The sequence below is a fragment of the Archangium gephyra genome (genome assembly GCF_049060025.1).
Classification (GTDB): domain Bacteria; phylum Myxococcota; class Myxococcia; order Myxococcales; family Myxococcaceae; genus Archangium; species Archangium gephyra_A.
Window position 1 is genome coordinate 5,429,162 of record NZ_JBMEQQ010000002.1, and the last position, 26,219, is coordinate 5,455,380.

At 71.1% G+C, this 26,219-nt stretch carries 21 protein-coding genes and 1 pseudogene; 6 read left to right on the forward strand and 16 right to left on the reverse strand.

Going from position 1 to position 26,219, the window contains the following annotated elements; translation table 11 throughout:
* Positions 1 to 23: 23 nt before the first annotated feature.
* Positions 24 to 1,586, forward strand: coding sequence for a peptide MFS transporter (locus tag ACN28I_RS23555; protein ID WP_420944196.1), 1,563 nt, complete (start codon positions 24 to 26; stop codon positions 1,584 to 1,586).
* Between the two features lie 27 nt (positions 1,587 to 1,613).
* Here ACN28I_RS23555 and ACN28I_RS23560 read toward each other — a convergent pair whose 3' ends face one another.
* The 12 genes and pseudogenes from ACN28I_RS23560 to ACN28I_RS23615 all read right to left on the reverse strand — a co-directional run bounded on the left by ACN28I_RS23560 (position 1,614) and on the right by ACN28I_RS23615 (position 13,348).
* Entirely contained in the window at positions 1,614 to 2,516 is a 903-nt protein-coding gene (locus tag ACN28I_RS23560; RefSeq protein WP_420944197.1) for a MerR family transcriptional regulator, read from the reverse strand.
* A gap of 27 nt (positions 2,517 to 2,543) precedes the next feature.
* Positions 2,544 to 3,404, reverse strand: coding sequence for a MerR family transcriptional regulator (locus tag ACN28I_RS23565; RefSeq protein ID WP_420944198.1), 861 nt, complete (start codon positions 3,402 to 3,404; stop codon positions 2,544 to 2,546).
* On the reverse strand, positions 3,401 to 4,084 hold the full coding sequence (locus ACN28I_RS23570; RefSeq protein ID WP_420944199.1) for a lysophospholipid acyltransferase family protein: 684 nt from the start codon (positions 4,082 to 4,084) through the stop codon (positions 3,401 to 3,403). The genes ACN28I_RS23565 and ACN28I_RS23570 overlap by 4 nt, the downstream gene beginning before the upstream one ends.
* Positions 4,081 to 4,428, reverse strand: a complete 348-nt coding sequence (locus tag ACN28I_RS23575; RefSeq protein WP_420944200.1) for a lycopene cyclase domain-containing protein — start codon at positions 4,426 to 4,428, stop codon at positions 4,081 to 4,083. Before ACN28I_RS23575 ends, ACN28I_RS23570 begins: the two co-directional genes overlap by 4 nt.
* Entirely contained in the window at positions 4,425 to 4,835 is a 411-nt protein-coding gene (locus ACN28I_RS23580; protein WP_420948700.1) for a lycopene cyclase domain-containing protein, read from the reverse strand. Before ACN28I_RS23580 ends, ACN28I_RS23575 begins: the two co-directional genes overlap by 4 nt.
* Positions 4,809 to 5,939, reverse strand: a pseudogene (locus tag ACN28I_RS23585) (glycosyltransferase); the annotation flags it as partial. The gene ACN28I_RS23580 and the pseudogene ACN28I_RS23585, both read right to left, overlap by 27 nt.
* Positions 5,936 to 6,913, reverse strand: coding sequence for a carotenoid 1,2-hydratase (locus ACN28I_RS23590; protein ID WP_420944201.1), 978 nt, complete (start codon positions 6,911 to 6,913; stop codon positions 5,936 to 5,938). The pseudogene ACN28I_RS23585 and the gene ACN28I_RS23590, both read right to left, overlap by 4 nt.
* Positions 6,910 to 8,367 (reverse strand): phytoene desaturase family protein, encoded by a 1,458-nt coding sequence (locus ACN28I_RS23595; RefSeq protein WP_420944202.1) that lies wholly within the window; start codon positions 8,365 to 8,367, stop codon positions 6,910 to 6,912. The genes ACN28I_RS23590 and ACN28I_RS23595 overlap by 4 nt, the downstream gene beginning before the upstream one ends.
* Entirely contained in the window at positions 8,364 to 9,686 is a 1,323-nt protein-coding gene (locus tag ACN28I_RS23600; RefSeq protein ID WP_420944203.1) for a hydroxymethylglutaryl-CoA reductase, degradative, read from the reverse strand. Before ACN28I_RS23600 ends, ACN28I_RS23595 begins: the two co-directional genes overlap by 4 nt.
* Positions 9,683 to 10,708 carry a phytoene/squalene synthase family protein gene (locus ACN28I_RS23605; RefSeq protein WP_420944204.1) on the reverse strand — a complete coding sequence of 342 codons (1,026 nt, stop codon included), beginning with the start codon at positions 10,706 to 10,708 and terminating at the stop codon, positions 9,683 to 9,685. Before ACN28I_RS23605 ends, ACN28I_RS23600 begins: the two co-directional genes overlap by 4 nt.
* Complete coding sequence (locus ACN28I_RS23610) at positions 10,705 to 12,249, reverse strand: phytoene desaturase family protein (RefSeq protein ID WP_420944205.1); 1,545 nt, start codon at positions 12,247 to 12,249, stop codon at positions 10,705 to 10,707. Before ACN28I_RS23610 ends, ACN28I_RS23605 begins: the two co-directional genes overlap by 4 nt.
* Before the next feature lie 13 nt (positions 12,250 to 12,262).
* On the reverse strand, positions 12,263 to 13,348 hold the full coding sequence (locus ACN28I_RS23615; protein ID WP_420944206.1) for a polyprenyl synthetase family protein: 1,086 nt from the start codon (positions 13,346 to 13,348) through the stop codon (positions 12,263 to 12,265).
* A 311-nt stretch (positions 13,349 to 13,659) separates the two neighbouring features.
* Between ACN28I_RS23615 and ACN28I_RS23620 the strand changes: the two genes are divergently transcribed.
* From ACN28I_RS23620 to ACN28I_RS23635, 4 genes are all read left to right on the forward strand, one after another.
* Entirely contained in the window at positions 13,660 to 14,016 is a 357-nt protein-coding gene (locus ACN28I_RS23620) for a hypothetical protein (RefSeq protein WP_420944207.1), read from the forward strand.
* A complete protein-coding gene (locus ACN28I_RS23625) occupies positions 14,013 to 14,918 on the forward strand; it encodes a TIGR01777 family oxidoreductase (RefSeq protein ID WP_420944208.1) in 906 nt (301 codons plus the stop codon). The genes ACN28I_RS23620 and ACN28I_RS23625 overlap by 4 nt, the downstream gene beginning before the upstream one ends.
* Positions 14,919 to 14,991: 73 nt before the next feature.
* Positions 14,992 to 16,185 carry a metallophosphoesterase gene (locus tag ACN28I_RS23630; protein ID WP_420948701.1) on the forward strand — a complete coding sequence of 398 codons (1,194 nt, stop codon included), beginning with the start codon at positions 14,992 to 14,994 and terminating at the stop codon, positions 16,183 to 16,185.
* 52 nt (positions 16,186 to 16,237) lie between these two features.
* Complete coding sequence (locus ACN28I_RS23635; RefSeq protein WP_420944209.1) at positions 16,238 to 16,873, forward strand: TetR/AcrR family transcriptional regulator; 636 nt, start codon at positions 16,238 to 16,240, stop codon at positions 16,871 to 16,873.
* Positions 16,874 to 16,976: 103 nt separating this feature from the next.
* Here the strand turns inward: ACN28I_RS23635 and ACN28I_RS23640 are convergent, their stop codons facing one another.
* Positions 16,977 to 21,662, reverse strand: coding sequence for a lamin tail domain-containing protein (locus ACN28I_RS23640; protein WP_420944210.1), 4,686 nt, complete (start codon positions 21,660 to 21,662; stop codon positions 16,977 to 16,979).
* 253 nt (positions 21,663 to 21,915) lie between these two features.
* Between ACN28I_RS23640 and ACN28I_RS23645 the strand changes: the two genes are divergently transcribed.
* Complete coding sequence (locus tag ACN28I_RS23645) at positions 21,916 to 22,467, forward strand: FHA domain-containing protein (RefSeq protein ID WP_420944211.1); 552 nt, start codon at positions 21,916 to 21,918, stop codon at positions 22,465 to 22,467.
* Positions 22,468 to 22,506: 39 nt separating this feature from the next.
* On the opposite strand, the gene ACN28I_RS23650 is transcribed toward ACN28I_RS23645, so the two are convergent.
* The 3 genes from ACN28I_RS23650 to ACN28I_RS23660 form a co-directional block, all read right to left on the reverse strand.
* Positions 22,507 to 23,163 carry a tetratricopeptide repeat protein gene (locus ACN28I_RS23650; RefSeq protein WP_420944212.1) on the reverse strand — a complete coding sequence of 219 codons (657 nt, stop codon included), beginning with the start codon at positions 23,161 to 23,163 and terminating at the stop codon, positions 22,507 to 22,509.
* Between the two features lie 7 nt (positions 23,164 to 23,170).
* A complete protein-coding gene (locus ACN28I_RS23655) occupies positions 23,171 to 24,622 on the reverse strand; it encodes a protein kinase domain-containing protein (RefSeq protein WP_420944213.1) in 1,452 nt (483 codons plus the stop codon).
* 177 nt (positions 24,623 to 24,799) lie between these two features.
* A complete protein-coding gene (locus ACN28I_RS23660) occupies positions 24,800 to 26,218 on the reverse strand; it encodes a MopE-related protein (RefSeq protein ID WP_420944214.1) in 1,419 nt (472 codons plus the stop codon).
* Position 26,219: the final 1 nt, after the last annotated feature.

Sequence of the window (26,219 nt, forward strand, 5' to 3'; positions counted from 1 at the left end):
AGAGTCCGGGCCAGGAGCCCGGAATGCCCAAGACACCCACCTCGGAATTCACCAGCGACTCGGCCGCCCCCCTCGCCTCACCCGGGGGGCCCACCCCCCCGGAGCAGGGAGGCTTCTTCGGCCACCCGCGCGGGCTCTCCACGCTCTTCTTCACCGAGCTGTGGGAGCGCTTCAGCTACTACGGCATGCGGGCGCTGCTCATCCTCTTCATGACGGCGGCGGTGGAGAAGGGGGGCCTGGGCTTCGACGCGATCAAGGCGGGCGCCATCTACGGCCTGTACACCTCGGGCGTGTACCTGGCGGCCATGCCGGGCGGGTGGCTGGCGGACCGGGTGATCGGCCAGCGGCGCGCGGTGCTCTCCGGCGGCATCATCATCGCCCTGGGCCACTTCAGCATGGCGCTGCCCGGGCTGTTCTTCTTCTACCTGGGGCTGCTGCTCATCGTGGTGGGCACGGGGCTGCTCAAGCCCAACATCAGCACCATGGTGGGAGACCTCTACCCCGAGGGCGGCGCGCGGCGGGACGCGGGCTTCTCCATCTTCTACATGGGCATCAACATCGGCGCCTTCCTCTCGCCGCTGGTGGTGGGCTACCTGGGAGAGAAGGTGGACTGGCACCTGGGCTTCGGCGTCGCGGGCGTGGGCATGGTGTTCGGCGTCATCCAGTACGTGGTGGGAGGCAAGCACCTGGGCCAGGTGGGACTCGAGCCCAAGGACGCGCGGGGCGCCTCGCCCGGGACAGCGGGGCAGCCGGCGGGCGGAGGCTCGCGCACGTTGGGGCTCGCGGTGGTGGGGGTGCTGGTGGGCCTGCTGGTGGTGCTGCAACTGCTGGGCGTGGTGGACCTCACCACGGCGGTGGGGCTGGCCAGCGCGGGCGGGCTCATCATCGTGTCGCTGGCGCTCGCCTTCTTCGCCTACATGTTCACGGCGGGCGGGCTGGACGCGGGCGAGAAGCGGCGGCTGGGCGTCATCGGCGTGCTCTTCATCTGCTCGGCCATCTTCTGGGCCGGCTTCGAGCAGGCGGGCTCCTCGCTCAACCTCTTCGCCCGCGAGCTCACCGACCGGGTGGTGTTCGGCTGGGAGGTACCGGCCAGCTCCCTGCAGTCCATCAACGCGCTGCTCATCATCGGGCTGGCGCCGGTGTTCGCCTGGCTGTGGGTGTGGCTCAACCGGCGCGGGCGCGAGCCGTCCAGCCCGGCGAAGTTCTCGGGAGGGCTGGTGCTGCTGGGAGCGGGCTTCGGGGTGATGGTGTTGGCCTCACTGGCGGCGGCGTCCGGCCACAAGGTGAGCCCGCTGTGGCTGGTGCTCACCTACCTGCTGCACACGCTCGGGGAGCTGAGCCTGAGCCCGGTGGGGCTGAGCACGGTGACGAAGCTGGCCCCGGCCCGCATGGTGGGGCTGATGATGGGCGTGTGGTTCATGTCCGTGTCCCTGGGCAACCTCATCGCCGGGCTGGTGGCGGGAGGCTTCGAGGCGATGCCCCTGCCACAGCTCTTCGGCGCGGTCGCCGCCATCGCCATCGCCGCGGGCCTGGTGCTGGCCCTCTTCGTGCGCCCCATCCGGCGGATGATGGGCGGGGTGCACTGAGGCCCCCGCCCCGGAGGCTCAGCGCGCTCACCCGCCCAGCAGCCGCGCCCAGTCCGTTCCGCGCTCGAAGAGGTGCACGCCCAGCCGCTCGCACACGTCCTGGTGCACGTGGGCCGCCGCGCCTCCTACCCAGATGGGCGTTCCCCGGGGCACGCCCGCCACGATGCGTGACAGCGAGTCCTCGAAGTCCTGCGCCCCGTGGTCCGTCACCGCCGACAGCCCCACGAGCTCCGCCTTCAGCTCGCGCGCCACCCGGCCCACCTCCGCCGCCGGCGTCCGCTGGCCCAACAGCGTCACCGCCACCCCCGCGTGCCTCATCCGCAACGCCGCCCCCAACAACCCCATCTCGTGCTGCTCGTCCGGAAAGCAGGCCAGCACCGCGCGCCGCCGGCCCGTGTCCGGCGCCGCGTGCAGCAGGCTGATGACTCGCGCACGCACCTCCTGCGTCACCAGGTGCTCCTGCGCCACCGAGAAGGCCCCCGTATGCCAGCGCTCGCCCACCTCGCGCTGCAAGGGCACCAGCACCTGCTCGTAGGCCTTCAGGGGCGTCAGCGCCGCCAGCACCTCGTTCAGCACCTGCGACACCCGCCGCTGATCCAACGCCGCCGCCGCCGCCAGCGCCTCGTCCCGCCAGGCCGTCAGGCTCGTGGCGCTCGCCTCGGACACGGGCTCGGGCACCGGCTGCGCCGTGTCGAGTTCCTCCAGCAACTGCGGCAGCATCGTCGCCGCCTCGCTGATGGACACGCCCTCCTCGGTGAGCTGCTTGAGCCGCCGCAGCAGCGCCACATCCCGGTCCGTGTACACCCGGTAGCCCGACGGCGTGCGCCGGGGCGCCAGCACGCCATAGCGCCGCTCCCAGGCGCGGATCAGCTCCACCCTCACCCCCGACAGCTCGGCGGCGATGTGGATTCTATAGGTGCGCTCGGCCATCCCACTCCTCCTCGCCCCACCCTCTCCTCAGGTGCGGTTCGACGCGCCGCGCGCCTGCTGCCAGAGGGCCATCAGCTCCTCCGTGGACTCCGCGTACTGTGCTCCCGCGCTGAAGATGGCCTTCAAGTGCTCGCGTGCGCCCGGCCCCCCTACTACTACCATCGCCGGTGCACACGCCTCCACCGCGCTCTGCAGCACCTGCCGCAGCTCCTCCGCCTCCCGCCGCCGCACACACGAGAGCGCCACCAGGTCCGGGCTCACCTGAACACACGCCCCTCTCAGGGCCTCGGCCGGGGTGTCCGCCCCCAGCAGCGTCACCCGCCAGCCCTTGCGCTTGAGATGCAGCCCCAGTGCCAGCAGCCCGCCCTCGTGCATGTCGCGTTCCGGACAGGCCAGGAGCACCCGAGGGCCCCCCGGGCGCGTGTCCTCGGCCAGCAACAGCGCCCGCAGCCGCTGGCGGATGAGCGCCGAGGCCAGGTGCTCGCGCGCGATGTCCAGCCGCTCCCCCATCTCCCGGAGCAGCGGCATGAGGACGGTGTCCACGTAGGGTTCCACCTCCATGGAAGCCCGCGCCTCCCCCAGCACCCGGTCCGCCTCCTCCCCGTCCATCACCATCACCGCCGACCAGAAGCGCTCCGCCAGCCGCTCGCGCACCGGCAGTTCCCCCACCGGCACCGTGCGCACCTGGGCGATGGCCTCGCTCACCGACAGGCCCTCGGTGATGAGCTTCGCCACCCGGCGGATGTTCTCCACCTCGTCCCGGGAGTAGACGCGGTAGTTGCTCTCGTTGCGGTGCGGGCGAGGGAAGCCATAGCGCCGCTCCCACGCCCGCAGCGTGGCCTCGCGGATGCCCGTCAGCCGGGCGATGGTTCGGATGCGCAGCGTCATGCCGAGGGCGCCTTCCCTCGCACCGTGTCCCAGCGCTCCGCCACGCCCATTCCGCCCGCCACCACCCGCGAGAAACCCTCCAGGCTCTTCACCTCCGCCAGCCGGCGCACCGCCCCCTCCAGCTCCGACTGGAAGCGAGACAGCCCCCCCGCCGCGTGCGCCGTCCCCACCTCCACCAGCACGTCCGGCCGCTCGTGCTCGAAGAAGGTGTAGCGGATGGCCAGCGGCACGCACTCCACCTGCCCCACCCGCCCCAGCAGCTCCACCCCGCGCTCCAGCCGCAACGGCAGCACGCCGAAGGGGCGCAGCTCGCCCTCCGGGAAGATGCACACCGCCGCCCGCGGTTTTCTCAGCAGCTCCCGCGCGTAACGCAGCGTCTCCAGCGACGAGGCCGCCTCGCCCCTGCGGATGCTGAAGGCCCCCAGCTTCGACAGGAAGCGGTAGCGCTCCAGGTTCTGCTCCTCCATCACGCAGTACGCATCCCACTCCGCCGCCCTCCCCAACTGGTGCAGCACGAAGCCGTCCCACCAGTTGGAATGGTTGGCGTACACCAGCCGCGCGCCCTCGCCTCCCGGCAACTGCCCGCGCACCCACAGGCCCCGGAACGACGACCGGAACTTCCACCCCACGTACCCGTCGAGCACCTTCCCGAAGAGTCCTCCCTTCGCCGCGCGTATCACGGCACCCGCGCCTCCCGCCGCGAGAGGAGCACCGTGAAGAGCGTCAGCCCGAGCGACACCATCACGCTCGTCAGCAGGAAAAAGAAGATCTCCTCGAGGGGCACCCCGGCCACGTAGACGCCCAGGTGCTTGCCCTCGCCGAAGTTCCAGATGCCCACGCGGATGGCCAGGTGGTCCGCCACCGCCAGGTACGTGCCCACCACCAGGGCCGGGGGCAGCACCGCCCGCAGCACCGCCCACGAGCGCCCCCGGAAGTGGTGCACCAGCACCACGAGCTGAAACACGATGAAGGGCACCGCCCACGCGAACAGGTGAATCATGTACGCCCAGCGCGACTCCATCATGACGCCACCTCTCCGGCGTCCAGCCGGGGCTTCCGCGTCCCCTCGGCCGGCTGCGTCTTCTGGGGCTCGGGCGCCTCCAGCACCCGGAGCAGCCGCGCGCGCGCCCACAGGCCCACCAGCAGCGTCTGCAACCCGAAGAAGAGGTACTCCTCCAGCGGCAGGTAGCCAATCTTGATGCCCCAGATGAGCTCGGGCTTGAAGCCCCACAGCCCCCACTTCACCGCCAGGTTGTCCCACGGCGTCGTCGCCGCGTAGACCACCACCATCAGCAGGCCCATCGGCGCCAGCCCTCGCGGCGTCAGCGTGCGCCGGTAGCGCACCAGCAGGAACAGAATGGGCAGGACGACGAACAGTCCCAGAAAACGTGCGTACGTCATCCTCGGCCTCCACTGCAGCTCCGGCGACATGCGGCCCCCGGAATGCAACGCGTAGGTACGGCCCCGCCACGTCACCCGCGGCGGCCGCACGAGAGAAGTCATGAACGCGGCGAGCAGCAGCGCCTCGCCCAACAGCCAGTCCCACAGCACGGGGCCCGGAGTGTTGAACCCGGCACCCTCACCCCGTCCCTCTCCCGGGGGGAGAGGGGTACTGAGTACGGTCAGGCGCCAGGAGAGCAGGGTTCTCACCCACAGCAGACCCGCGACTCCCGCGCTCAGCCACTTCGAGCCCGTGAAAAGGCTCAGCACGAGCAGCGGCCACGTCGGCGTGAAGAGCAGCGGCACCGTCGGGTACAGCCCCGGCCGGTGGCTTCCGAGCACCTGCATCCACCTCGTGAAGCGCTCCAGTGCCCCGCTCCAGGTTCCCGGCGCCATCGGCACCAACGCCGGCACCTCGCACAGCGCCACGTCCAGGCCCTGGGCGTGCAACCGCTTGGACAACTCCAGGTCCTCGCCGATGTGGTCCGCCAGCGCCCGCAGCTCGTCCACCGCCCGGGTGCTCAGCCCGAGCGCCTTGCCACACACCGCCTTGGCCCCCGCGCTCATCACGTGCAACGCCCGGAAGCTGTGGTGCGTGCGCCGCAGCAGCCCCGCCACCGCCCGGTCCGCCAGCGCCCGCTCGCCCACCGGCGTCGGCACCGCCGTGCTCAGCGCCGCCCCCGCGGCCACCGGTGCCACCAGGCCCTCCACCAGCGCCCCCGTCACCGCCACGTCCGCGTCCACCACCAGCACCACCCGCCCATCCCACGGCAGCGTCTCCAGCGCGTGCAGCAGGTGCCCCACCTTCCGGTTCGGCGTCCCCGGCTCGCTCCGCAGCCAGCGCACGCCCTCCGGCAGCTTCGGCGCCTGGGGCGAGAGCACCACGTGCTCCAGCGGCCCCGCGTAGTCGAGGGGCCTCGACAGGTTCTCCAACTCCCGCTCCGTGGGCGCGTCCACCGGCCGCAGCAGCAGCACCGGCACCCGCGTGGGCTCCACCGCACGGCGGCGCTGCCGCAACAGCCGGCCCAGCGCCACCGCGCTGAAGCCTCCCGCCAGCACCACCCAGCCCAGCCCCATGGCCTCCAGCGGATTCATGCCCCACGCTCCACGCGCGTGCGGAAGTGCGCCATCCAGCGGATGAAGGGCGAGTGGAAACGGCGGAAGTCCGCCACCTCCCCCATCACGTCCAGCCCGTCCCGCCGCGCCTCCACCCGCGCGTAGAAGGGCGAGGACTCCAATAGCCGGGGCTCGTCCACCACCTCGTTGCCCGCGTACAGCCGCGCCGGCACGCGCAGGCCCCAGCCCGTCAGGCTCGTGTCGCGCGCCTCCGCCAGCAGCGGCCTCCGCTCGGACTTCGTGCCCAGCGCACCCGCCGTCACCCGCAGCGGCGCCACCCCGCCCGGCAGGTGGTAGTCCACCACCGTCTCCTCCGGCCCGTGCACGCGCGCCCAGTGCCATCCCGGCAGCCGCGCCCCCAGCAGCTCCTCGCCGTGGTTGCTGTCGTGGTAGCCGATTCCCTCCACCTCCACGCCCTCGGAGAACACCTCCAGCCGCGCCTTCGCCCGGGGCGCCAGCGCCCGCCAGTAGTGCGGCAGCCCCGGCACCAGTTGCACCTCGTCCGCCGCCGTCACCTGGGGCTCCAGCACCAGCCGCGCCCGCAGCGGCCCACCGAAGGGCGCGCACCGCTCGTCCACCTCCATGCGCACCGTGCCGTCCAGCCCGTACTCCAGCAGCGAGCGGCCGAGCTGCAGGGCCCGGCCTCCCCGCTGCACCTGCACCGCCGCGCGCGGGTACTCGCTCAGCACCCAGCGCCGGCGCGTGCTCCGGTGGTACAGCGCGAAGTTCACCGCGCAGTGCTCGAGCGGCAGTGCTCCCCGCTTCACCCCCGCCGAGTAGCGCGGAGAGAAGAGCGAGCCCACCATGAAGATGCACACCGCGCTGTACTCTCCCGCCGTCACGTCGGCGTAGAACCAGCGGTACGCCCCCGGGGTGTCCGGCAGCGCCGGCAGTGCTTCCCGCCACGCATCCCCCCGCGGCGTGCCCGCGAGGGCGAGGTCCAGGCGCCTCATGCGCTCCTCCGCAGGTGCTCGGACGCCATCTCCGCGGCGAAGCGGCCCGACAACATCACCAGCGGCACCCCGCCTCCCGGGTGCGTGCCTCCGCCCGCGAAGAAGAGCCCCGGCGTGCCGCCCCGGATGCGCGGACGGCGGAAGGGGCCGAACTTCCCGTGCGGCAGGAAGCCGTAGATGGAGCCGCCCGGCGCGCCCAGGGCCGCCAGGTCCACCGGCGTGCGCTGCCCCACCACCCGCATGCGCCCGCGCAGCTCCGGGTAGTGCGCCAGCAGCTTGTCGAACATCTGCGCCTTCACCCGCCCGGCCTGCAGCTCCCACGCGGCCGCCGCCTGCTCATGGGCCCCCGGCTCGCGCGGCAGCGCCGGGGCATTCACCATGACGAAGAGGCCCGTCCTGTCCGGCGGCGCCACCGTCGGGTCCGTCGCCGAGGGGTTGCAGAAGTACACCGTCGGGTCAGTGGCGAGCTGTCCCCCGAAGAGCTCGTCGAACTCGCGGCGGTAGTCCCGGCTGAACAGCACCGTGTGGTGCGGCAGCGCGGGACGGCCGTCCACCTCCAGCAGCAGCACGTAGCCCGACAGCGACAGCGCCTCACTGCCCCGCCCCAGCCTGTCCAGCGGATCCGCGTTCACCACCACCGAGTCGAAGTGCTCCTCGCCGCCCCGGGGCCCCACCCGGTAGCCCCGCGCGTCGCGCGTGTAGCCCACCCGCTCGTTGAGGTGCACCTTCACGCCCTGGCGCTTCACCGCCGCGCCGAGCGCGTCCACCAGCGCGCCGATGCCTCCCCGCACGTGGTGCACGCCATACGCGCGCTCGATGTGGGGGATGAGGGCGTAGGCCGCGCTCGCCTCGTAGGGCGAGGCCCCAGCATACGTGGCGAAGCGGCCCACGAACTGCTGCATGTGGTCCGTCCTGAAGTGCGCCCGCGCCAGCTCGTCCAGCGTGGCCAGCTTCATCCCCTTGGCCATCGCCGTCACGCCCCGCCGCGCCACCCGCGCCATGAAGCCCGCCATGCCCTCGAAGGGCGCCTCCAGGTACGGCTCGCCCGCGGCGCGCCAGATGGCCTCGGCCTCCGCGTAGAAGCCATGCACCCCGCGCCGCTCACTGGGGCGCAGCTCGCCCGCGCTCTGGGCGGTGCGCTCGACATCCTTGTACGCCACGAAGCCGCACCCGTCCGAGAAGCGGTAGGTGCACTGGGGCTCCAGCTCGGTGATGGGCGGCAGCAGCTCCGCCCCGCCCAGCCGCTCGAACAGCCCCTTGACCACGTCCGGCAGCGTGAGCAGCGTGGGTCCGGTGTCCAGCCGGAGCCCGTCCACCTGCACGCACTGCGCCTTTCCTCCGAGGGTTGGGCCTCCCTCGAAGAGCGTGACGTCGTGGCCCTCCTTCGCCAGGAGCCCGGCGGCCGTCAGCCCTCCGATTCCGCCGCCCACCACCGCGACACGCATCGTCTTCATCGCGCGTTCTCCTGCCGCCGGGCCTCCTCGGCGAGGATCTCCCGCGCACGCTCGGGCCGGTAGACGCGCTCACGCGCCAGCCGCTCGGCCACGATGGTCACCAGCTCGCCCTGGGCCCCCGCCTCCGCGGCCACGCGCCGCGCGTGCAGCGCCATGTGGCCCTTCTGGATGCCCTCGGTGGACAGCGCCTTGAGCGCCGCCAGGTTGGTGGCCAGTCCCGCCGCCGCGGCCACGCCCGCCAGGTCCACCGCGCTCGTCACCCGCGCCAGCTTCAGCGCCCGCTGCACGCCCGGGTGCGTGCGCGCCGCGCCGCCCACCGTGGACGTGGCCAGGGGCATCTCCAACAGGCCCACCAGCTCGCCCGCCGGGCCCTTCTTCCACGCGGTGAGCGGCCGGTACACGCCCGAGCGCGCCGCGTACGCGTGCGCCCCCGCCTCCGCCGCGCGCCAGTCGTTGCCGCACGCCACCAGCACCGCGTCCACCCCGTTCATCACGCCCTTGTTGTGCGTGACGGCCCGGTACGGGTCCATCTCCGCGAAGAGCTGGGCCTCGAGGATGGCATCGCGCACCGCCGTGCCGTCGGGGAAGCCCTCGGAGGCCAGTGCCGGCGCGGGCACCGTCGCGCGCACGTACACCTTCCGGCGGTCCGCCAGGTTGGTGAGAATCTTCAGCCCCACCCGGCCCCCGGTCAGCTCCGCGAGCCGGGGTGCCATCCGCTCGGCCAGGCCGTTGACGAGGTTGGCGCCCATGGCGTCCCGGGTGTCCACGTGCACGTGGACGACGAGCGTGGTGGCGTCCAGCACGCGCACCTCCAGCTCCCGCGCCCCGCCCCCCCGGGCGCACATGGCGCCCAGGCATCCATTGGCCTCGGCCAGCAGCTCCGCCGAGCGCGCACGCAGCACGCTGCCGGCCGCCGTCAGCGCGGGCACGTCCAGCAGTTGCACCTGGGCGGTGGTGATGGGCTCGTCCCACGCCACGGAGAAGCCGCCCCCCTCGGCGCACAGGCGCGCGGCATAGCTGGCCGCGGCGATGATGGAGGGCTCCTCCACCGACATGGGCAGCAGCCGGTCCTGCCCGTTCACCACGAAGTTGAGCGCCACGCCCAGCGGCAGGCCGTGCAGGCCGATGACGTTCTCCACCATGGCGTCCGCGCAGGCCTCGTCGAAGCCACCCAGGCCCGCGCAGGCCTCGGCCTCCTCCGGCGCCAGCCAGCGTGACTCCACCAGCCGTGTCCGGCGGCTCTCCGGCGTCTGCCGGTAGAAACCCGACAGGCGCGAGGAGCGCTTCACCTTCAACGTCTGTACCTTGTCGTCGCTCATAACCTCACTCCCGTGGTGGCCCCCCTGGGCAGCAATGGCACCGACACCTCGGGCGTCGGCGGCGCGGGTAGCACGGCCGCGGGCCGCACCAGGATGGTGCTGGCCAGGGCCAGCTTGCGCTTGCCCGGCACCGACAGCCGCCCCTTGAAGACGTCGTAGTCGTTCTGCTCGATGACGCGCAGGATGTCCCCGTAGATGGAGCCCATCAGCTTCACCATGCGCTGGCAGCCGAAGCCGGTGAGCGCGGGGATGCCCGCCGCCGCCCGCGCGTAGTAGGCGCGCGCCCGGTCGATCTGGAAGCGCATGAAGCCGCGCCACCGGTCATCCACCACGCCCGCGCGCAGGTCGTCCACCGTGAGGCCGAAGGCCGCCAGCTCCTCGCGCGGCAGGTAGACGCGGTCCCGGTCCAGGTCCTCCTTCACGTCCCGGAGGATGTTGGTGAGCTGCATGGCGCGGCCCAGGTCCGCCGCCGGCCCGAGCGCCCACTCCGCCGAGCACCCCAGCATGGGCGCCATCATCAGCCCCACCACGCCGGCCACCCGGTAGCAGTACAAATCCAGCTCGGCCCAGGTCTCGTAGCGGCGCTTCGTCAGGTCCATCTCCATGCCGGAGATGAGGTCCTGCATGGGCTGCTCGGGCACGCGGAAGCGGCGGATGACGTCCTGCAGGGCGGCGAACTCCGCCGGGTCCCACGGGCCGTCGCCCCCGCTGGCGCGCGTGGCGGGCGGAGGCATGCGCGGGTCTCCCAGCTCCGGCGCGTCCACGAAGAGCTCGGCCACCGCCCGGCGCGCGCGCATCAACCGCTCGCCCAGGTCCTCGGGCACCGCACCCCGGTCCGCACCGTCCGCCACGTCCACCATGTCATCCAGGCGCCGGCAGTAGGCGTACAGGGCGAAGGCCGCCTTGCGCCGCAGTCCGAAGAGCATGAACGAGGCGAAGAAGAAGCTCTTGGCGTGAAAACGCGTGACGCGCTCCGCCATCTCGTAACCACGTGCGACCAGGGTGTTGTCGTGCGACTTCATGCCGCCTCCTCGATTGCGCCGCGCCCGGCACTTCCGGGCTCCTGCACCACTTCCGCCGCTCCGGACCACGCCAGGATGCGCTCCACCACCAGCCGCGCGGAGATGAGGACCGTGGGAAGACCGGTGCCCGGCTGGGTGGAGGCCCCCACGAAGAACAGATTCCGCACCCGTGCATCCTGGTTGGCGGGGCGGAAGGGGCCAATCTGAAAGAAGTTCTGCGCCAGCCCGAAGGCACTGCCCCGGGCCAGGTTGAAGGTGGAAGCCCAGTCGTCCGGCGTGTAGACGCGCTCCACCTCGATGTCCCGCTCCAGCTCCGGGTAGCCCAGCTCGGCCAGGCGGCGGAACACCTTCGCCCTCACCTTCGGGCCCTCCACCTTCCAGTCCAACCCCGGGTGCTGGTGCGGCACCGGCACGAGCACGTAGAGCGAGTCCTTGCCCGGCGGCGCGAGGCTCGGGTCCGTGTGGGCCGGAGCGTTGACGTAGAAGCTCGGGTCCTCCGGGACGCGGAAGCGCTCGAAGATGTCGTCGAACGAGCCCTTGTAGTCGTTGCCGAAGAAGACGTTGTGGTGGTTGAGCCCCTCGTAGCGGCGCTTGAGCCCGAGGTAGAGCATGTAGCCGCTGGAGGTGTAGCGCAGCGTCTTCGCGCGCTTGAGCCGGGTGACGCCCGGGTCCAGCAGCTTCTCGTACGCGTAGGGCAGATCCGCGTTGCACAGCACCACGTCCGCCTTCACCACCTGCCCGTCCTCGAGCTCCACGCCCACCGCGCGCGAGCCCCCGGTGAGGATGCGCTTGACCGGAGTGCCGTAGTTCAGCCGCACGCCCTCCTCGCGCGCCACCTTCTCCAGCGCGAGAGGAATGGCGTAGAGGCCCCCCTTGGGGAACCACACGCCCACGCCCAGCTCCGTGAAGGGCAGAAGGCCGTACACCGCCGGCGAGGCGAAGGGCGACACGCCCAGGTACATCGTCTGGAAGGTCATCGCCGCGCGCAGCCGCTCGTCCTGGAAGAAGCGGCTGACGTCCGCGTACATGCGGCGGTGGGCGCGCACCTGGAAGATCTTCTTGAGCACCGAGGGCGCGAAGTAGTCGGAGATGCCCGCGTAGTTGCGGCCCACCAGATGATCCAGGCTGATGCGGTACTGGGTGCGGCCCTGCGCGAGGAAGGCCAGGTAGCGCGCGTAGCTGCCCGGTTCAATCCGCTCCAGCTCGCGCCCCATGGCGCACAGCTCGGAGGTGAAGGTGATGTCCGAGCCGTCGCGGTAGTGGATGCGGTAGTTCGGGTCACACCGCATGAGCGTGAGGTAGTCCTCCATGCGCCGGCCGAGCGAGGCGAACGTCTCCTGGAACACCTCGGGCATGAGGACGATGGTGGGGCCGATGTCCCAGGTGAAGCCCTCCACCTGGAGGCGGTTGCAGCGCCCGCCCGGACCGTCCGTCTTCTCGAAGAGCTGCACGTCGAAGCCCTGGTGGGCCAGCCGCGCCGCCGCCGCCAGTCCGCCGACGCCCGCGCCCACCACCACCGCCTGTCGTTTGCCGCTCCTCACGGTGCTTCTCCTCTCAGACCATGCGGTGGGCCAGTTGGCCGATGAGGGCCTGCACCAGCTCGCGCAGACCATGGGGGTTGGGCAGCGCCGACAGCGCCCGCACGGCTCCGTGCGAGGCCCGCCCCACCAGATGTTCGGTGACGCTCCGGCCTCCGGCGTCCTCCACCAGCCGGCGCACCCGCCCGAGCGCGGCCTCGTCCCGGCGCTCCGCCGGCAGCGCCCACAACGTCTCCAGCTCCCGGCGCACCTCGGGAAGCGCCCGTGACCAGGCGGCGACAACGGGGAAGGTGCGCCGGCCCACCAGGAAGTCGCACCGCGGGGCCCTGGCGCCGCCCCTCGCCTCGCCGAAGAGGCCGAGCAGCTCGTCGCGCAGCTCATGGGCGAGCCCCACGCCGCAGCCCACCCGCGCCAGCCGCAGCCGCAGCCCGTCGTCCGCCCCGGCCAGCATCGCCCCGCACACCAGGGCCGGCGCCAGGCCCTCGCGCACCATCTTCATGCGCGCCAGCCGCATCGCCTGGAGCACCCCGCCCTGGCCCAGGCGCACGCCGCCCTGTCGCAGGTCCACGTAGCGCCCCACCGAGGTGTAGCGGCACAGCCGCAGGTAGTACTGGCCGGCCTGCGCGGCGCCCGGCAGCTCCGAGCCCAGCAGCGTCTCCATGGCCCGGGCGAAGAGATGATCCCCCACCACCACGGACAGGTGCTGCCCCGTGGGGGCCGGCGCCAGCACGTGGTGCAGCGTCAGCCCTCCGCGCCGCAGCACCGTCTGCTCCACCGCGTCGTCATGGACGGCCTGGTAGGCGTGCAGCAGCTCCAGCCCCGCGGCGAAGCGCCACAGCCCGGCCGGCACCGCCGCCGAGCCCCGGGCCAGGCAGTAGCCGGCCAGCAGCAACGCCGGGCGCATCCTCAAGACGGGGCGCAACACGTACTCGCGGACGTGTCCCAGCGCCTGCGTCCAACGGATGTCCAACCGGGCCTCGTCCGGCAGCTCCAGCAGCTCCGCCAGCGACGACTCCACCCGGGCCTGCACCAACTGCAGCCACGCCTGCTCCACCGAGGGAGCCGGCATGGGCGCTGCAGTGATGAAGGGCGTGAGCCCCATACAACCTTCCTCCGGCCGGGTGGGTGGCTTCTGTGGTGGAGGTAACCTTTGTGTCCAGCCTCTGTCAAGGCTATGTTCAAGGTTCGTAGAAGCTTCGTTCACGGGAGTCCCCGATGACTGCACGGATTGCTGGCATGCTGACGGCCGCCCTGTTGGCCACGAGTCCCTCGCTCGCCACCGCGCCACAGGTTGGACCGATGGACGCAACGTTGCGGGGCTCCAACGGAAAGGAAGTGGCTCTCTCGCGATGGCGGGGAAAACCCGTCATTCTTTTTTATGAGGATCGCCACTCCACGACACTCAACTCACCCTTGAAGGACGCTCTCTTCTCGCGGGGTAAGGAGTTGGGACTGCTGGAGGCGGCCTTCGTGGTGGCGGTGGCCAACCTGGAGTCGTACGACTTCTTCCCCGCCCGGGGCATCGCGCTGTCCCACGTGCGCGACGAAGAGAAGAAGTGGGGCATTCCCATCCTGGTGGACCTGAAGGGAACGCTGGGGGCGGCGCCGTGGAACCTGCCCACCAAGACGTCCTCGGTGCTGCTGCTGGATGGCAACGGAACGCTCGTCTACCGGTACTCCGGGCGCATGAAGGAGGAGGATCAGGGGACCTTCTTCCAGGCGCTCGGCACGCTGCTCGGCCGGGAGATTCCCCAGGAGATGAACCCGTGAAGGTCGCCCTCACCGGAGCCAGTGGTTTTCTCGGTCCCCTCTTCGTGCAACGGCTGCTGGAGAAGGGCCACGGGGTGCACGTGCTGGCGCGGGACGTGGAGCGCACGCTGGGGCGCCTCCCCAGGGGAGTGAGCGGCGCCTTCTACGATGCGGCCGGGCCCCTCTCCCCGGAGGCCCTGGGCGGCGCCGAGGCGGTGGTGCACCTGGCGGGCGAGCCGGTGGCCCAGCGGTGGACGGAGCGCGCGCGCCAGCGAATCCTCGACAGCCGGGTGGTGGGCACGCGGCTGCTGGTGGAGGCCATGCGGGCGGCGGGCACGGTGCGGCACTTCGTGTCGGCGTCGGCCATCGGCTACTACGGCGGCAACCGGGGCGAGGAGCCGCTCACGGAGAGCAGCGCACCGGGGGACGACTTCCTCGCCCGGGTGTGCCGGGCCTGGGAGGCCGAGGCGCAGCCGGCGGCCGCGGCGGGCATCCGCACGGTGGTGGCGCGCATCGGCGTGGTGCTGCACCCGGAGGGCGGCGCGCTCGAGCAGATGCTGCCCGCCTTCCGCCTGGGCGTGGGGGGGCGCATGGGCTCGGGGCAGCAGTACATGAGTTGGGTGCACCGCGACGACACGCTGGGCCTGCTGCTCTTCGCGCTGGAGCAGCCGGAGCTGTCGGGCCCGATGAACGTGACGGCGCCGGAGCCGGTGACGAACGCGGACTTCTCGCGGGCCCTGGGGGCGGCGCTGCACCGGCCGGCCATCCTGCCGGTGCCCTCCTTCGCGCTGAAGGCGGCGCTGGGGGAGATGTCCGAGGTGGTGCTGGGAGGCCAGCGGGTGCTGCCCCGGCGCGCGCTCGAGGCCTGCTACCGCTTCCAGCACCCGGAGCTGCCCGCGGCCCTCCGCACGCTCGTGGGGTGAGGGTCCGGCTTCACGTTTCTTCACGTACGATGGGGTTGCGGCGCACGGGGCGCCGGTGAGTATTCAGACCGCCATGCGCATCTCGCTGCAATCCCTCATCTTCTTCGGAACCATGTCCCTGGTGGTGGTGCTGGGGCACGTCTACCTGTACCGCCGGCTCTTCCGGGACACGGCGAAGCACCCCCACTGGCGACGGGCCGGCGTGGTGCTGATGGGGCTGCTGGCCACGCTCATGACGAGCTGGTGGTTCGTGCCGCGCCTGCTCCCCCAGCAGACGGCGTCCTTCCTCTCGCGGCTCAACTGGTTCTGGATGGGCGTGGCCGTCTACCTGCTGCTGACGGTGCTGTCGCTCGGGGGGCTGCACACGCTCAACGGCTGGCTGAAGCGCCGCCGCGAGGCGCAGGCCCCCGTGCCCCCCGGGGTGGACGAGGAGCGGCGGCAGTTCCTCGCCCGGACGACGGCGGGGGTGGCGCTGGCGGCCACCGGAGGCATGGCCGGCTATGGCGTGTGGCGTGCCTTCCACCCGCCGGTGGTGAACGAGGTGGCGGTGAAGCTGCCCGGCCTGCCCAAGGCGCTGGACGGCTTCAGCATCATCCAGCTCAGCGACGTGCACGTGGGGCCGCTCATCCAGCGCCGCTTCATGGACGCGGTGGTGGCGCAGTGCAACGCCCTGAAGGGCGACCTGGTGTGCATCACGGGAGACCTCGTGGACGGCCGGGTGGCGCACCTGGCCCACGGCGTCGGCGCGCTGGGCAACCTGCGCTCGCGGCACGGCACCTACTTCGTCACCGGCAACCACGAGTACTACTCGGGGGACGAGGAGTGGGCCGAGGCGCTCACGCGCATGGGCCTGATGGTGTTGCGCAACCGCCACGTGCGCATCGGCGAGCCGGGGGCATCCTTCGATCTGGTGGGCGTGGATGACTGGGGGGCCCGGCGCTCGGGCTACCCCGAGCGCGGCTATGACCTGGCGGCGGCCACGGCGGGGAGGGATCCCTCGCGGGCCTCGGTGCTGCTGGCGCACCAACCCGCGGGCTGGCGCGAGCAGGCGCTGAAGGCGGGCATGGGGCTGCAGCTCTCCGGGCACACGCACGGGGGCCAGTTCTTCCCCTTCAACCTGATGGTGTCCGCCATCTGGGAGCACGACGCCGGCCTGTTCCGCGAGGGCGACAGCCACATCTACGTGAGCCGCGGCACGGGCTTCTGGGGCCCGCCGCTGCGCGTGGCCGCCCCGCCGGAAATCGTCAAGGTGACCTTGCTCGCCTGACGCGGGGGGTCGTGACGCGACGCGCGTGAGGTGGGGTAGGATACCCACCCAGATGCGCAAGGAACCGGCGAAGCGGGAGATCAAGCAAGAGCGCGCGGCTCGGACGCGAGTGGAAATCATGGAGGCGGCCATCACGCTGTTCGCGCGCCGGGGCATCCTGGCGACCACGATGGCGGAGCTGGCCAAGGCCATCCGGATGACGCCCGGGGCCCTCTACTGGCACTTCCCCACCAAGGAGGATCTGCTGCTGGCGGCCATCGAGGAGCTGCACGGGCGCTACATGGCCGAGTTCCAGGAGATGCTCAGCGAGCACCGCAAGCAGCCGGCCCGGGTGCAGCTCAAGTCGTTCATGGAGCGCACGCAGCAGTTCCTGCGCTACCACCGCGAGTACGGCATCTTCTTCGGGATGGTGTCGGCGGAGTCTGCGGAGAACAACGACCGGGTGGCCGAGGCCATCCGGGAGAAGCTGGGCATCTACGTCGCGGCGGCGGAGAACATCATCCGCTACGGGCAGAACAAGACGAAGGAGTTCCGGCTGGACGTGGACGCGCACCAGGCCGCGCACAGCATCATCGGCGGCTTCATCGGCGCGGTGCTGCACCAGAACCTGTTCCGCGAGACGGTGACGTACGACGCCACCCTCACGACGCTGGCGCAGTTGTTGGTGGAAGGCACCGTCACGCGCTGAAACGGCAACGCCCCCCGCGTCACCGGACTGCGTGACACGGAGGGCGTGAGCACTTCACCGGCCCCGCCCGCCTCACGGTGGAGGCGGGCAGGTCCAGCTTCGATTACGGCTGCTCGGTCGGGCTCGCGGAGCTCTGCGGGTCGCGCGTGGCGCGCTGCACGAAGTCCACCGAGTTGTCGTTGGAGTCGTAGCCGTTGCCCTTCGCCGCGTCGGCGCCGCCCGTGGCCATCGAGTCGGCCGTCGAGGTGGCGAGCGCCTTGCGCTCGAGGCTGCCACCGGCCGCGGGATGCGCGGGACCGAACTTGGTCTCGGAACCGACGGCGGTGGTGCCATAGCCGAGCGTATCCACCGCGTTCGGGTCGTCCAGCGAGGCGCCCACCTCGGGCTTGCCGATGCGGACCGCGCCGGCCGAGCCCGACATGTTGAGCGAGTGGGTCGCATCCGGGGTGACGGAGCCGCGGAAGTTGCCGTTGGCGATCAGGAAGTACCCATACGCCGGGATGCTCTTGCCCTCCGGAATCGTATAGGTGTTCGAGGTGCCGTAGGTCGTACCGCCCGCGCTCTTGTACTGGAGCTTCCAGCCGCTCAGGTCGACCTCCTCACCGGACGGGTTGTAGAGTTCCACGAACTCGTCCTGCTGCAGGTCCGGGCTGGGGCCGGTGGAGGGGCCACGGCCGCTGACCTCGCTGATGACCACGTGCGGAGGCAGCGCGGCGACCTCGATGTTCGCCGAGGCCGAGCTACCCGCGCCCAGGGAGTTGGAGGCCACGAGCTTGCCCGTCACGTCCACCTCGCCCGCGGTGAACGTCACATCCACCGTCCTGGCACCCGAGGGGATGGTCGCGGTCGCGTTGACCGTGCCCAGCTCGGCGGGAGTGAGGGCGAACGCCACGGTGAAGCCCTCGGCCTCGGCCGGCTTGTCGAGCGTCACGGTGAAGGTGCGCGAGGCCTTGGGAACCAGCTTGGCCTGGGTGGGGCTGATGCTGGCGATCTTCGGGTAGGGCAGGCGCACCGTCACGTTGGCGGTGACCTCCTTCCCTCCGAACGAGGCCTTGACGGTGCCCGTGCCGCTGCCCGCGGCATCCGCGGTGAAGGTGAAGGAGGCGAGCTGCGCGCCCCCGGGCACCGGCACCACGAAGGGCACCGTGCCGAAGGCCGCCCCCGCCGTGGTGGGCGCCGCCACCAGCTTCACGAGCATGTCTCCCGGCGTCACATCGCTCATGACGAGCGTGAACGACTGGGTGTTGCCCTGGAAGACGACGACCGGAGTCGGGCTGATGCTGACGAGCTCCGGGAGGCTGGCGACCACCTCGATGGTGGAGGTAAACGGCGTGGCGGAGGAGCCCGCCACCCGGGCGGTGAGGGCCCCCACGCTGACGGCCGGCGCCGCCGAGGTCTTGAAGGTGAAGTAGACCGTGGTGCTATCGGTGCCAACCGTCACCGTCGCGGGCTCGATCGTGCCGAGCTCCGGAGGCGACACCTCGAACGCGAGGGCGGTGCCCGCCGGAGCGGGGATGTCCAGGGTCGCCATGACCGTCACGTCATGGGACGCGGCGGTGACGATGCGGTCCGGGGTGAGCGCGGTGAGCGTGGGCTGCTCCGTGGTGCCCAGCACGCGCACCGCGGTCGTCTTGCTTGAGGCGCCCAGGGTGGCGGTCAGCGTCACGCGGCTCGCCATCGCCACGGGGATGAGCTTCACCTCGGCGCTGAGCTGTCCCTTGGGGATGATCACCTTCCCGCCCTGGGCCACGCGCAGGCTGGCCGTGTCGGACGAGGTGACGGTGACCTCGACGTCCTCACCGTAGACGCTGGGCAGCGACACCAGGAGCTTCGGCTGACCGATGATCGAGCACCCGTTGGGGTCGCACGCGGGATCCACCCGGATGTACTGGTTGTCGGCCGTTCCGAAGGAGGCCAGCGGCGGCGGGGGCAGGAGCAGATCGTCCGCGCTGCGCGGCTCGACCTTGGAGTTGCCGTTGCGCCACTCGAGGATGCCGCGCACGCGGCGGAACTCCGTGCCCACCTCGGGCATGGGGTGCCGGTACATGAGATCGTTCACGCGCAGGCCCTGCGTCTCCGAGCCGTCGGCGCGGGTGTCCACGACGAACTCGTACGTGGGCGCGTTGTCGGCCGAGCCCGGGGTGGGCTCCTGCTTGGACACGAACACGTTGGAGACCTCCACCAGCACGCTCTCGAGCGCCGCGGCGCGCGAGCCGCCGGTGTTCACCTCGGACGGGGAGACGGCGACGGGCGCCGGCAGCGGGGCGGTGCCCAGCTTCGTGAACGTCACGTTGGTGAGCTGGATCTGCCCGAAGTAGTTCGCCACCACGGCCGACTTGATCTCGATGAGATCTCCCACCGCGGGCTTGGCGGCGGTGGACGAGGAGGAGAAGACGTAGGCGCCGGACCAGTCCGGGCCGGAGGTCAGATCCGCCGTGGGCACCTGGACGAAGTAGCTGTTGCCCGCGATGGCCGTCACCACCGCCTTGGGGATGGTGATGGTGTAGCCCATGAGCGGCAGGGTGCCGGCGGGCGCCGGCCTCTTCACGTCATAGAGGGAGACCGCGCAGACCTTGTCGTCCGGGTTGGAGTTGGGGCACGCATCGCACGCATCACCGCGGCCATCACCGTCCGTGTCCTGCTGGTCCGCGTTGGCCACGCCGGGGCAGTTGTCGTCGGGGCTGAACTTGCCGTCGCCGTCCTCGTCCTTCGGGTTGGGCGCCGTGCAGGTGGTGGAGTTGGCCGCCAGCGGGCACGGGTCGCACGCATCACCCACGCCGTCGTTGTCGGTATCCGCCTGCTTGCCGTTGTCCATGGGGCGGATGGGGTTGAAGACGATGGGGCAGTTGTCCTGGGCGTTGGCCACGCCGTCACCGTCGTAGTCGGCGAGCCGGCGCGTGCCGGTGTAGACGGTGGAGCCGTTCTGCGAGGCGGCCACCGGGGTGGTGGCCGTGCGCTGCGGCTCGCAGGTGGGCTCGTTGGCCGGGGCCGTATCGCCGCAGAAGAAGAGCGCGTAGGCGCTCTTGTTGGCCTCACTCAGCTCGGCGAACGTCTTGCCCGTCTCGGACTTCGCGCACACCGCCTTGGTGGTGCCGCACATGGGCAGATCATCGCAGGGGTCCACCGCGCCCGCGGTCAGCGCGGCCACCACGTCCTTGTCGCCGTAGAGCGGCTTGCCGCCGCGCACGGTGAGGACCACGTCCTCCGCGTTGGCGTTGATGACGGCGCTGTGCGGGGAGTAGGCGTAGGACTTCAGCTTGAAGATGGCCAGGTCCGCCACCTTCTTGGGGGCGATGCGGCCCAGCTTCTCCCAGGTCTCCGACAGGTCCGCGGCGTTCGCGGTGACCATCCGCCACAGCTCCTCGTCGGTGAAGGTCCGCGAGTAGTGCACCTCGTTGAGGTAGTTGGCGCACCGCAGCTCGCGCAGGATGTTCATGGAGCCCGACTGCAGCCAGTCCGTGCCCAGCGCGATGTTCACGCCGAGCTGCTTGTAGGCGGTGATCATCGCCGTCTCGCCGTACAGCGAGATGTTGGAGCGCGGCGACCAGACGAGGCCCGTGCCCTTCTCGGCCATCCTGGCGATGTCCGACGCCGTGAGGCCGATGCCGTGGATGATGGCCGTGCGCGGCGTCATCAGTTGCTGGCTGCCCTCGCCCTCGCCCGACAGGCAGCGGAACTCGTTCTGCGCCGACGCCGAGATGCCCTCGGCCACGTGCGGCAGGTAGGCCGACAGGGGCGGAATGTTGCTCGGCGTGTCCAGGCTCGTCCGGTAGTTGCACCCGCTCGACAGCTCCTCGCCGCCGGAGTCACCGATGGGGAAGGTCTGGAAGTTCACGTCCGGCTCGGCGAGGCCCTCCTGGGCCGCACCGGCGGAGTTCAGGTCACGCAGGAAGCCGGGACGACCGCCGCTGCTGACGACGGCGGTGGTGCCGGACATCACCTGGCGCAGCTCGGCCCAACGCACGCCGAGGTCGGCCGCGGTGGCGCCAGCGGGCAGCCGCGTGTGCCCGTCATGCGCGGCCCCGCCCACACGCCAGTCGTGGCGGTGCTCGTAGCGCTCCTGGCGCCCGGCCTCCGGCGCCTTCTGGTAGTCGATGTGGTCGTGCGCGTTGATGAGCGCCGGGGAGATGACGCCCTGGGGGCAGGAGATCTTCACGGCTCCGGCCGCGGCGGCCTCACCCGAGCAGTCGCACGCCGAGCACTGGATGATGCCCTTGTCGTCCACCAGCACCTGGCCGCCGTTGAGCGTCTTGCCGTCCAGCAGCACCACGCCCATGTAGAGGCGCGCGCCGCTGGCGGTGGTGCCCTCGGGCACGGGTACCACCGTACAGGTGGCACCGGCCGCCGGCTGCGGCAGGTCCGCCGCACCGGGGCACATATCCTGCGCCGGACGGGTGGGCACGCAGGTGCTCTCGCACCCGTCACCGTTCACCGTGTTGCCGTCGTCGCACGCCTCCGAGATCTCCCGGATGCCGTTGCCGCACACGGCCAGCACTTCCTGGCCCGGCGGGGTCTCGCTGCAGTCCTTCTGGCAGCCGTCCCCGTCGCGATCATTGCCGTCGTCACACGCCTCGCCTACCTCCACCTCGCCATTGCCGCAGACGGGCGGGGCCACCTCGGTGGTACAGCTGCTGGAACAGCCGTCACCGTTGGCGGTGTTGCCGTCGTCACATTGCTCCGTGCCTTCACGTTGGCCGTTGCCGCACTCGGACTCGGTGCCTGGGCACGCGGTGAGCAGGAGAAGTCCTGCACTCAACAGTGCCAGGAGATGGCGGGGGTGATTGCGCATGCAGTCCCTGGGGGGGTTGGGGGTTGGACCTGCGCAGTGGGCTCCCGCTGTGTGACAACCGCGTGAAGCCCACTGAAACATTTGAGCGACACCTTACGCCGGAGGTGGGCCGGGTGAAAATCCGTGCCAGCCGTTTGGACGCCTGCTTCCGGCCGAAAACGCCCCTCCCAAACGCGCACTCTTGGACAACCCGGCGAGCCCAGACATCGGGATCAGTGGCGATCACGCCCCGAAGGTGTTTCTCTGTCTCATCATGGCGCGTTCCCTGCTGCTGTCGCTGCTCGTGCGGCAGCACCTCGCACTCAAGGAGAAGTTCCGGGCCCGCTACCCGCACTGCTGGCTGGTGTGGGAGGCCGGCGTGTGGAACGTTCCGGAGACCAGCGAGCAGAACCACGGCACCACCCGGCTGCCCACCTCGGATCTCCGCGACTGCCTGCCCTCGGGAGATGCCATGTGCTTCGAGCTGGCGGTGGCTCCGGGGCGGGACACCCTGACGCTGGGGCGGGCCTCGCACAACGTCTTCGTCATCAACGACGCCACGGTGTCACGCGAGCACCTGGTGCTCCACATCCAGCCGGACGGAAGCTGGACGGTGGAGGCGCTGGCCCAGGGAGGGCCGGCCATGCTCAGCGGCAAGCGGCTCCGGCCCGGGCAACACCTGCCGCTGGAGTCCGGCATGCAGCTGCAGCTCGGGGACGTGCGGCTCACCTTCCACGACGCCGAGAGCTTCCACACGCGCATGGGCCACACGGCCGCGCTGATGCTGGCCCACCAGCGGGGTGGGCCCCGGGAAACCCCGGCCTGATCGGGCTCGGGTGTCCGGCCCGGACTTCCGCGGCCCGGACTAACGCACGGTGCCCAGCGTGGTGGGGCGCGGCTGGGGAGCGGTGGCCGCGTAGATGACGCCGCCGGCGATCACCGCCACGGCGCCCGCCCCCGCCCACACCCACCACTTCTTCATCAGGCTGTTGCCGCTCTTCACCTCGGCATCGGCCTGCGCGGGCGTCCGGGCCCGGGGCACCAGGTTGCGCTTGCTCTCGCCCTGCTGGACGCGGCGCCCGGCGACCGCCTCCGCCTGCGCCCGCAGCGCCGCGGCCTTCGCCTGATCCCTCGCCGTCTCCTCCCGCGCCAGACGCCGCAGGTGCTCCTTGCGCACCGCCTCGTCCATCTCCGCGATGAGCTCCTTCACCAGCACGGCGTTGGGCGGCTCCTCCTTGGAGAGCGACAGGTAGCGCCGGTAGAAGAAGGCGGCGCGCTCGGGACGGCCCAGTTGCCGGTGGCACTGGGCGATGTTGAAGAGGAAGCCCGGCAGGGGCATCAGCCGGTACGCCTCGCTGTAGGCGTCCAGGGCCTTCTGGAACTCGGCCAGGTCGTAGGCGATGTTGCCCTCGGAGAACTTCGCTCGGGCCTGCGACTCCACGTGCGAGCCCGCCTCCATGTTGGCGGCGTGCGCTGCCAGGGGCGAGGCGGCGAGCGCCACCGCCACCAGCACCGGCAACACGGAACGCTCAGCGAGCGAACGGATCAATGACATCATCGCGCACCCCGGGATTCTTCTTGCGGTGGATGTTGGTGCGCACGGGCACGGCCTCCCGCGCATCCTTGCGGCCCGGCTTCTGCTGCACCGCCGGGACCAGGGGCACCTCGAGCGTCGCGGGCGAGTCGAGCCGCACCTCGTGCTCGCTGGAATCGAAGCCGGCCATCTCCACACGCAGGCCCAGGGGCTCGGCGGCCTGAGGCAACTGCTTCACCAGCGGCGTCACCCCGAGCGCCTCGCCGGTATCGGCGCGCACCACCGTCGCGCCCTCGGGCACCGAGTGCACGGTGAGGGTGACGGGGGATGCGGCGGGGGAGGCGCCACGCTCCACGCCCCACGCGAGCACGAGCCCCGCGGCGGCCACGGCTACCAGGCCCGCGGCGATCAGCGGCCACGGACGCCGCGCACCGGACAGGGCCGCGGGCACCGCCATGGGCTGGGTGGGCCGCTCGTCCTCGAAGAGCACGGGGGAAGCGGGAGCGCCCACCCGCTCCAGCCCCGTGTCCGCCAGCAGCGCGGTGATGACCTCGGCGAGCTGCTGCGGCCGGTCCTCGGGCTCCTTGGCCAGGCAGCGCAGGGCGAGCTGGGCCAGCACCGCCGGCACCGGCTCTCCCGCCGGAGTGTGCGAGGGCAGCGCGGGCGGCGGCTCGGTGAGGACCTTCACCATGAGCTGGCCGAAGTTGGGGGCCTGGAAGGGCGGCTGGCCGCCGAGCAGCTCGTAGAGGACGGTGCCCACCGCGTAGATGTCCGCGCGGTGGTCCACCGGCAGCCCGGCGGCCTGCTCCGGCGACATGTACGTGGGCGTGCCGATGATGGTGCCGTCCAGCGTCCCGCTGGTGCTGTCGGCGGTGAGCACCTTGGCCACCCCGAAGTCGAGCACCTTCACGTAGTCCTGCTGTCCGCCCTTGTGGGTGACGAAGAGGTTGTCCGGCTTGATGTCCCGGTGCACCACCCCAAGCTGGTGCGCCGCCCCCAACGCCGCGCACACCTGCACCAGCATGCGGCGGATGCGCGACACCGACAGCCGCTCCTCCTGCAGGAGGGCCGAGAGGCTCTGCCCCCGCAGCAGCTCCATCACGCAGTAGACACGCCCGTGCTCCGTGTCCTCGATGAAGTCGAAGATCTCCACGATGTGCTCGTGGTTGATCTGATTGACGGCGCGCGCCTCCTGGAAGAAGCGCTGCACGAAGCCCTTGTCATGGGAGAAGGCGGAGCGCAGCACCTTGAGGGCCACCTGGCGCCCCAGCCGCGTGTGGCGCGCCTGGAACACCTGGCCCATGGAGCCCTCGCCCAGCAGGCGCTCCAACTGGTAGCTGCCGAGGATGTCGCCTTCCTGAAGCTCGCGGTCCACGACCGTCGAGTTGCCTGCGGCTTGGGGGTTGCTGGAGAGCACCGTGCTCGAGATGAAGTCGTCGCCGCGCATGGGCGGCAAACCTTTTCATCCTCTCATTCCCCGGCAACCCACACAGCCCGCGTTGTCGCCAGGGTGACGACTCTTCTGTCCCGCCCAGGGCGTCGGACGCCTCCTGGGAGTCATTAGTGGAAAGAGGCCCGCCACGCCGGGCGGGCCCGCGCTCAGGTGCGCATCAAGCGCACACCGTCAGTTGCAGGAGCCGTTGTTCTGGCACGTTCCCGGATTGCCGTTGTTCCGGGTGCAGGCCACGCCGGCGGGACAGTCCACCCTGTCCGCGCAGTCGATCAGGGCATCCCCGTCGTTGTCAGCCCGGTCGGTGCAGGAGTTCTCCTTCTTCACCCCGCCCGAGCAGATGCAGTTGGTGCCGCACGACTTGCCGTTGCAATCCGTGTCCGCGCAGTCGCTCCGGGTGTCCCCGTCGTTGTCGCCCAGGTCGGTGCAGGCCGTCTCCACCTTGACGCAGTTGACGAAGCTGCAACCCGCGCCGCACGTCCCGTTGACGCAGTTGGCGTCCGCGTTGCCGGCGACACAGTCGATGGCGCCATTGCCGTCGTTGTCCAGGGTGTCGTTGCAGGTGGTCTCCAACTTGGAGCCGCTCGTCGTGCACGTGCAACCGCCGGCGGCGCTGCACTCCTTGCCGTGGCAATCGGAATCCGCGCAGTCCGTGCCCTCGGTCTTGTCGTTGTTGACGCCGTCGAAGCACACGGTCTCCACGGCCTTGCCGCCCTGGCAGAGGCAGCCGGTGCCGCACGACAGGTTGGCGCAGTCGGAGTCCGCGCAGTCCGTCCTGGTGTCGCCGTCGTTGTCCACCCCGTCGCCGCACGCGGTCTCCTTCTTGACGTAGCTGGAGCACACGCAGCCGGTGCCGCAGGACTTGTTGTCGCACTCCTGCTCGACGCAGTCGGTGAAGCCATCGGCATCGTTGTCGAGGTTGTCGCCGCAGTTGCCCTCGCCAATCGCCCGGCCGATGCAGATGCAGTTCTTGGCCGCGTCACCGGCGTTGCACGCGCGCGTCTGGTTGTCGCAGTCGCTGTCCGCGCAGTCCTTGGAGCCGTCCCCATCGTCGTCGGCGTCGTCGTCGCAGACCTTCTCGCCGCGCGACTTGCAGGCCCCATCGACGCACAGCTCCGTCACGGCGTTGCAGAATCTGCCGCACCGGCCGCAGTTGGCCATGTCCGTCTGGAGGTTGAAGCCCTCGTCCGCCTCGCCGTCGCAGTCGTCATCCTCGCCGTTGCAGGACTCGGCGGCGGCGGGCAGGACCTCACCGGCGCACACCACGGTGCCGTTGGCGCCACAGGCGGCCTTGCCGGCCTTGCAGTTGCCCAGGTCCAGCGTGCCCTCGGGACCGGTGTAGCAGCTCGCCTCGGCCAGGTCGTCCGGCTGGCCGTTGCAGTTCTCATCGGCGCCATTGCACACCTCGGCGGTGGGCGAGCAGCAGTAGCCGCGCTGCTGGCCCGGGCGGGGAGCGCACACCACGCCCTCGGCGGCGCAGTCCTTGGCCGTGTCGCAACTGAAGACGGTGGAGTCCGGGAGCTCCGGCACCCAACAGCCCGCGGCGGACAGCGCGAGCACCAGACAACAGAAGAGGGAAGAAAAGGACTTCATG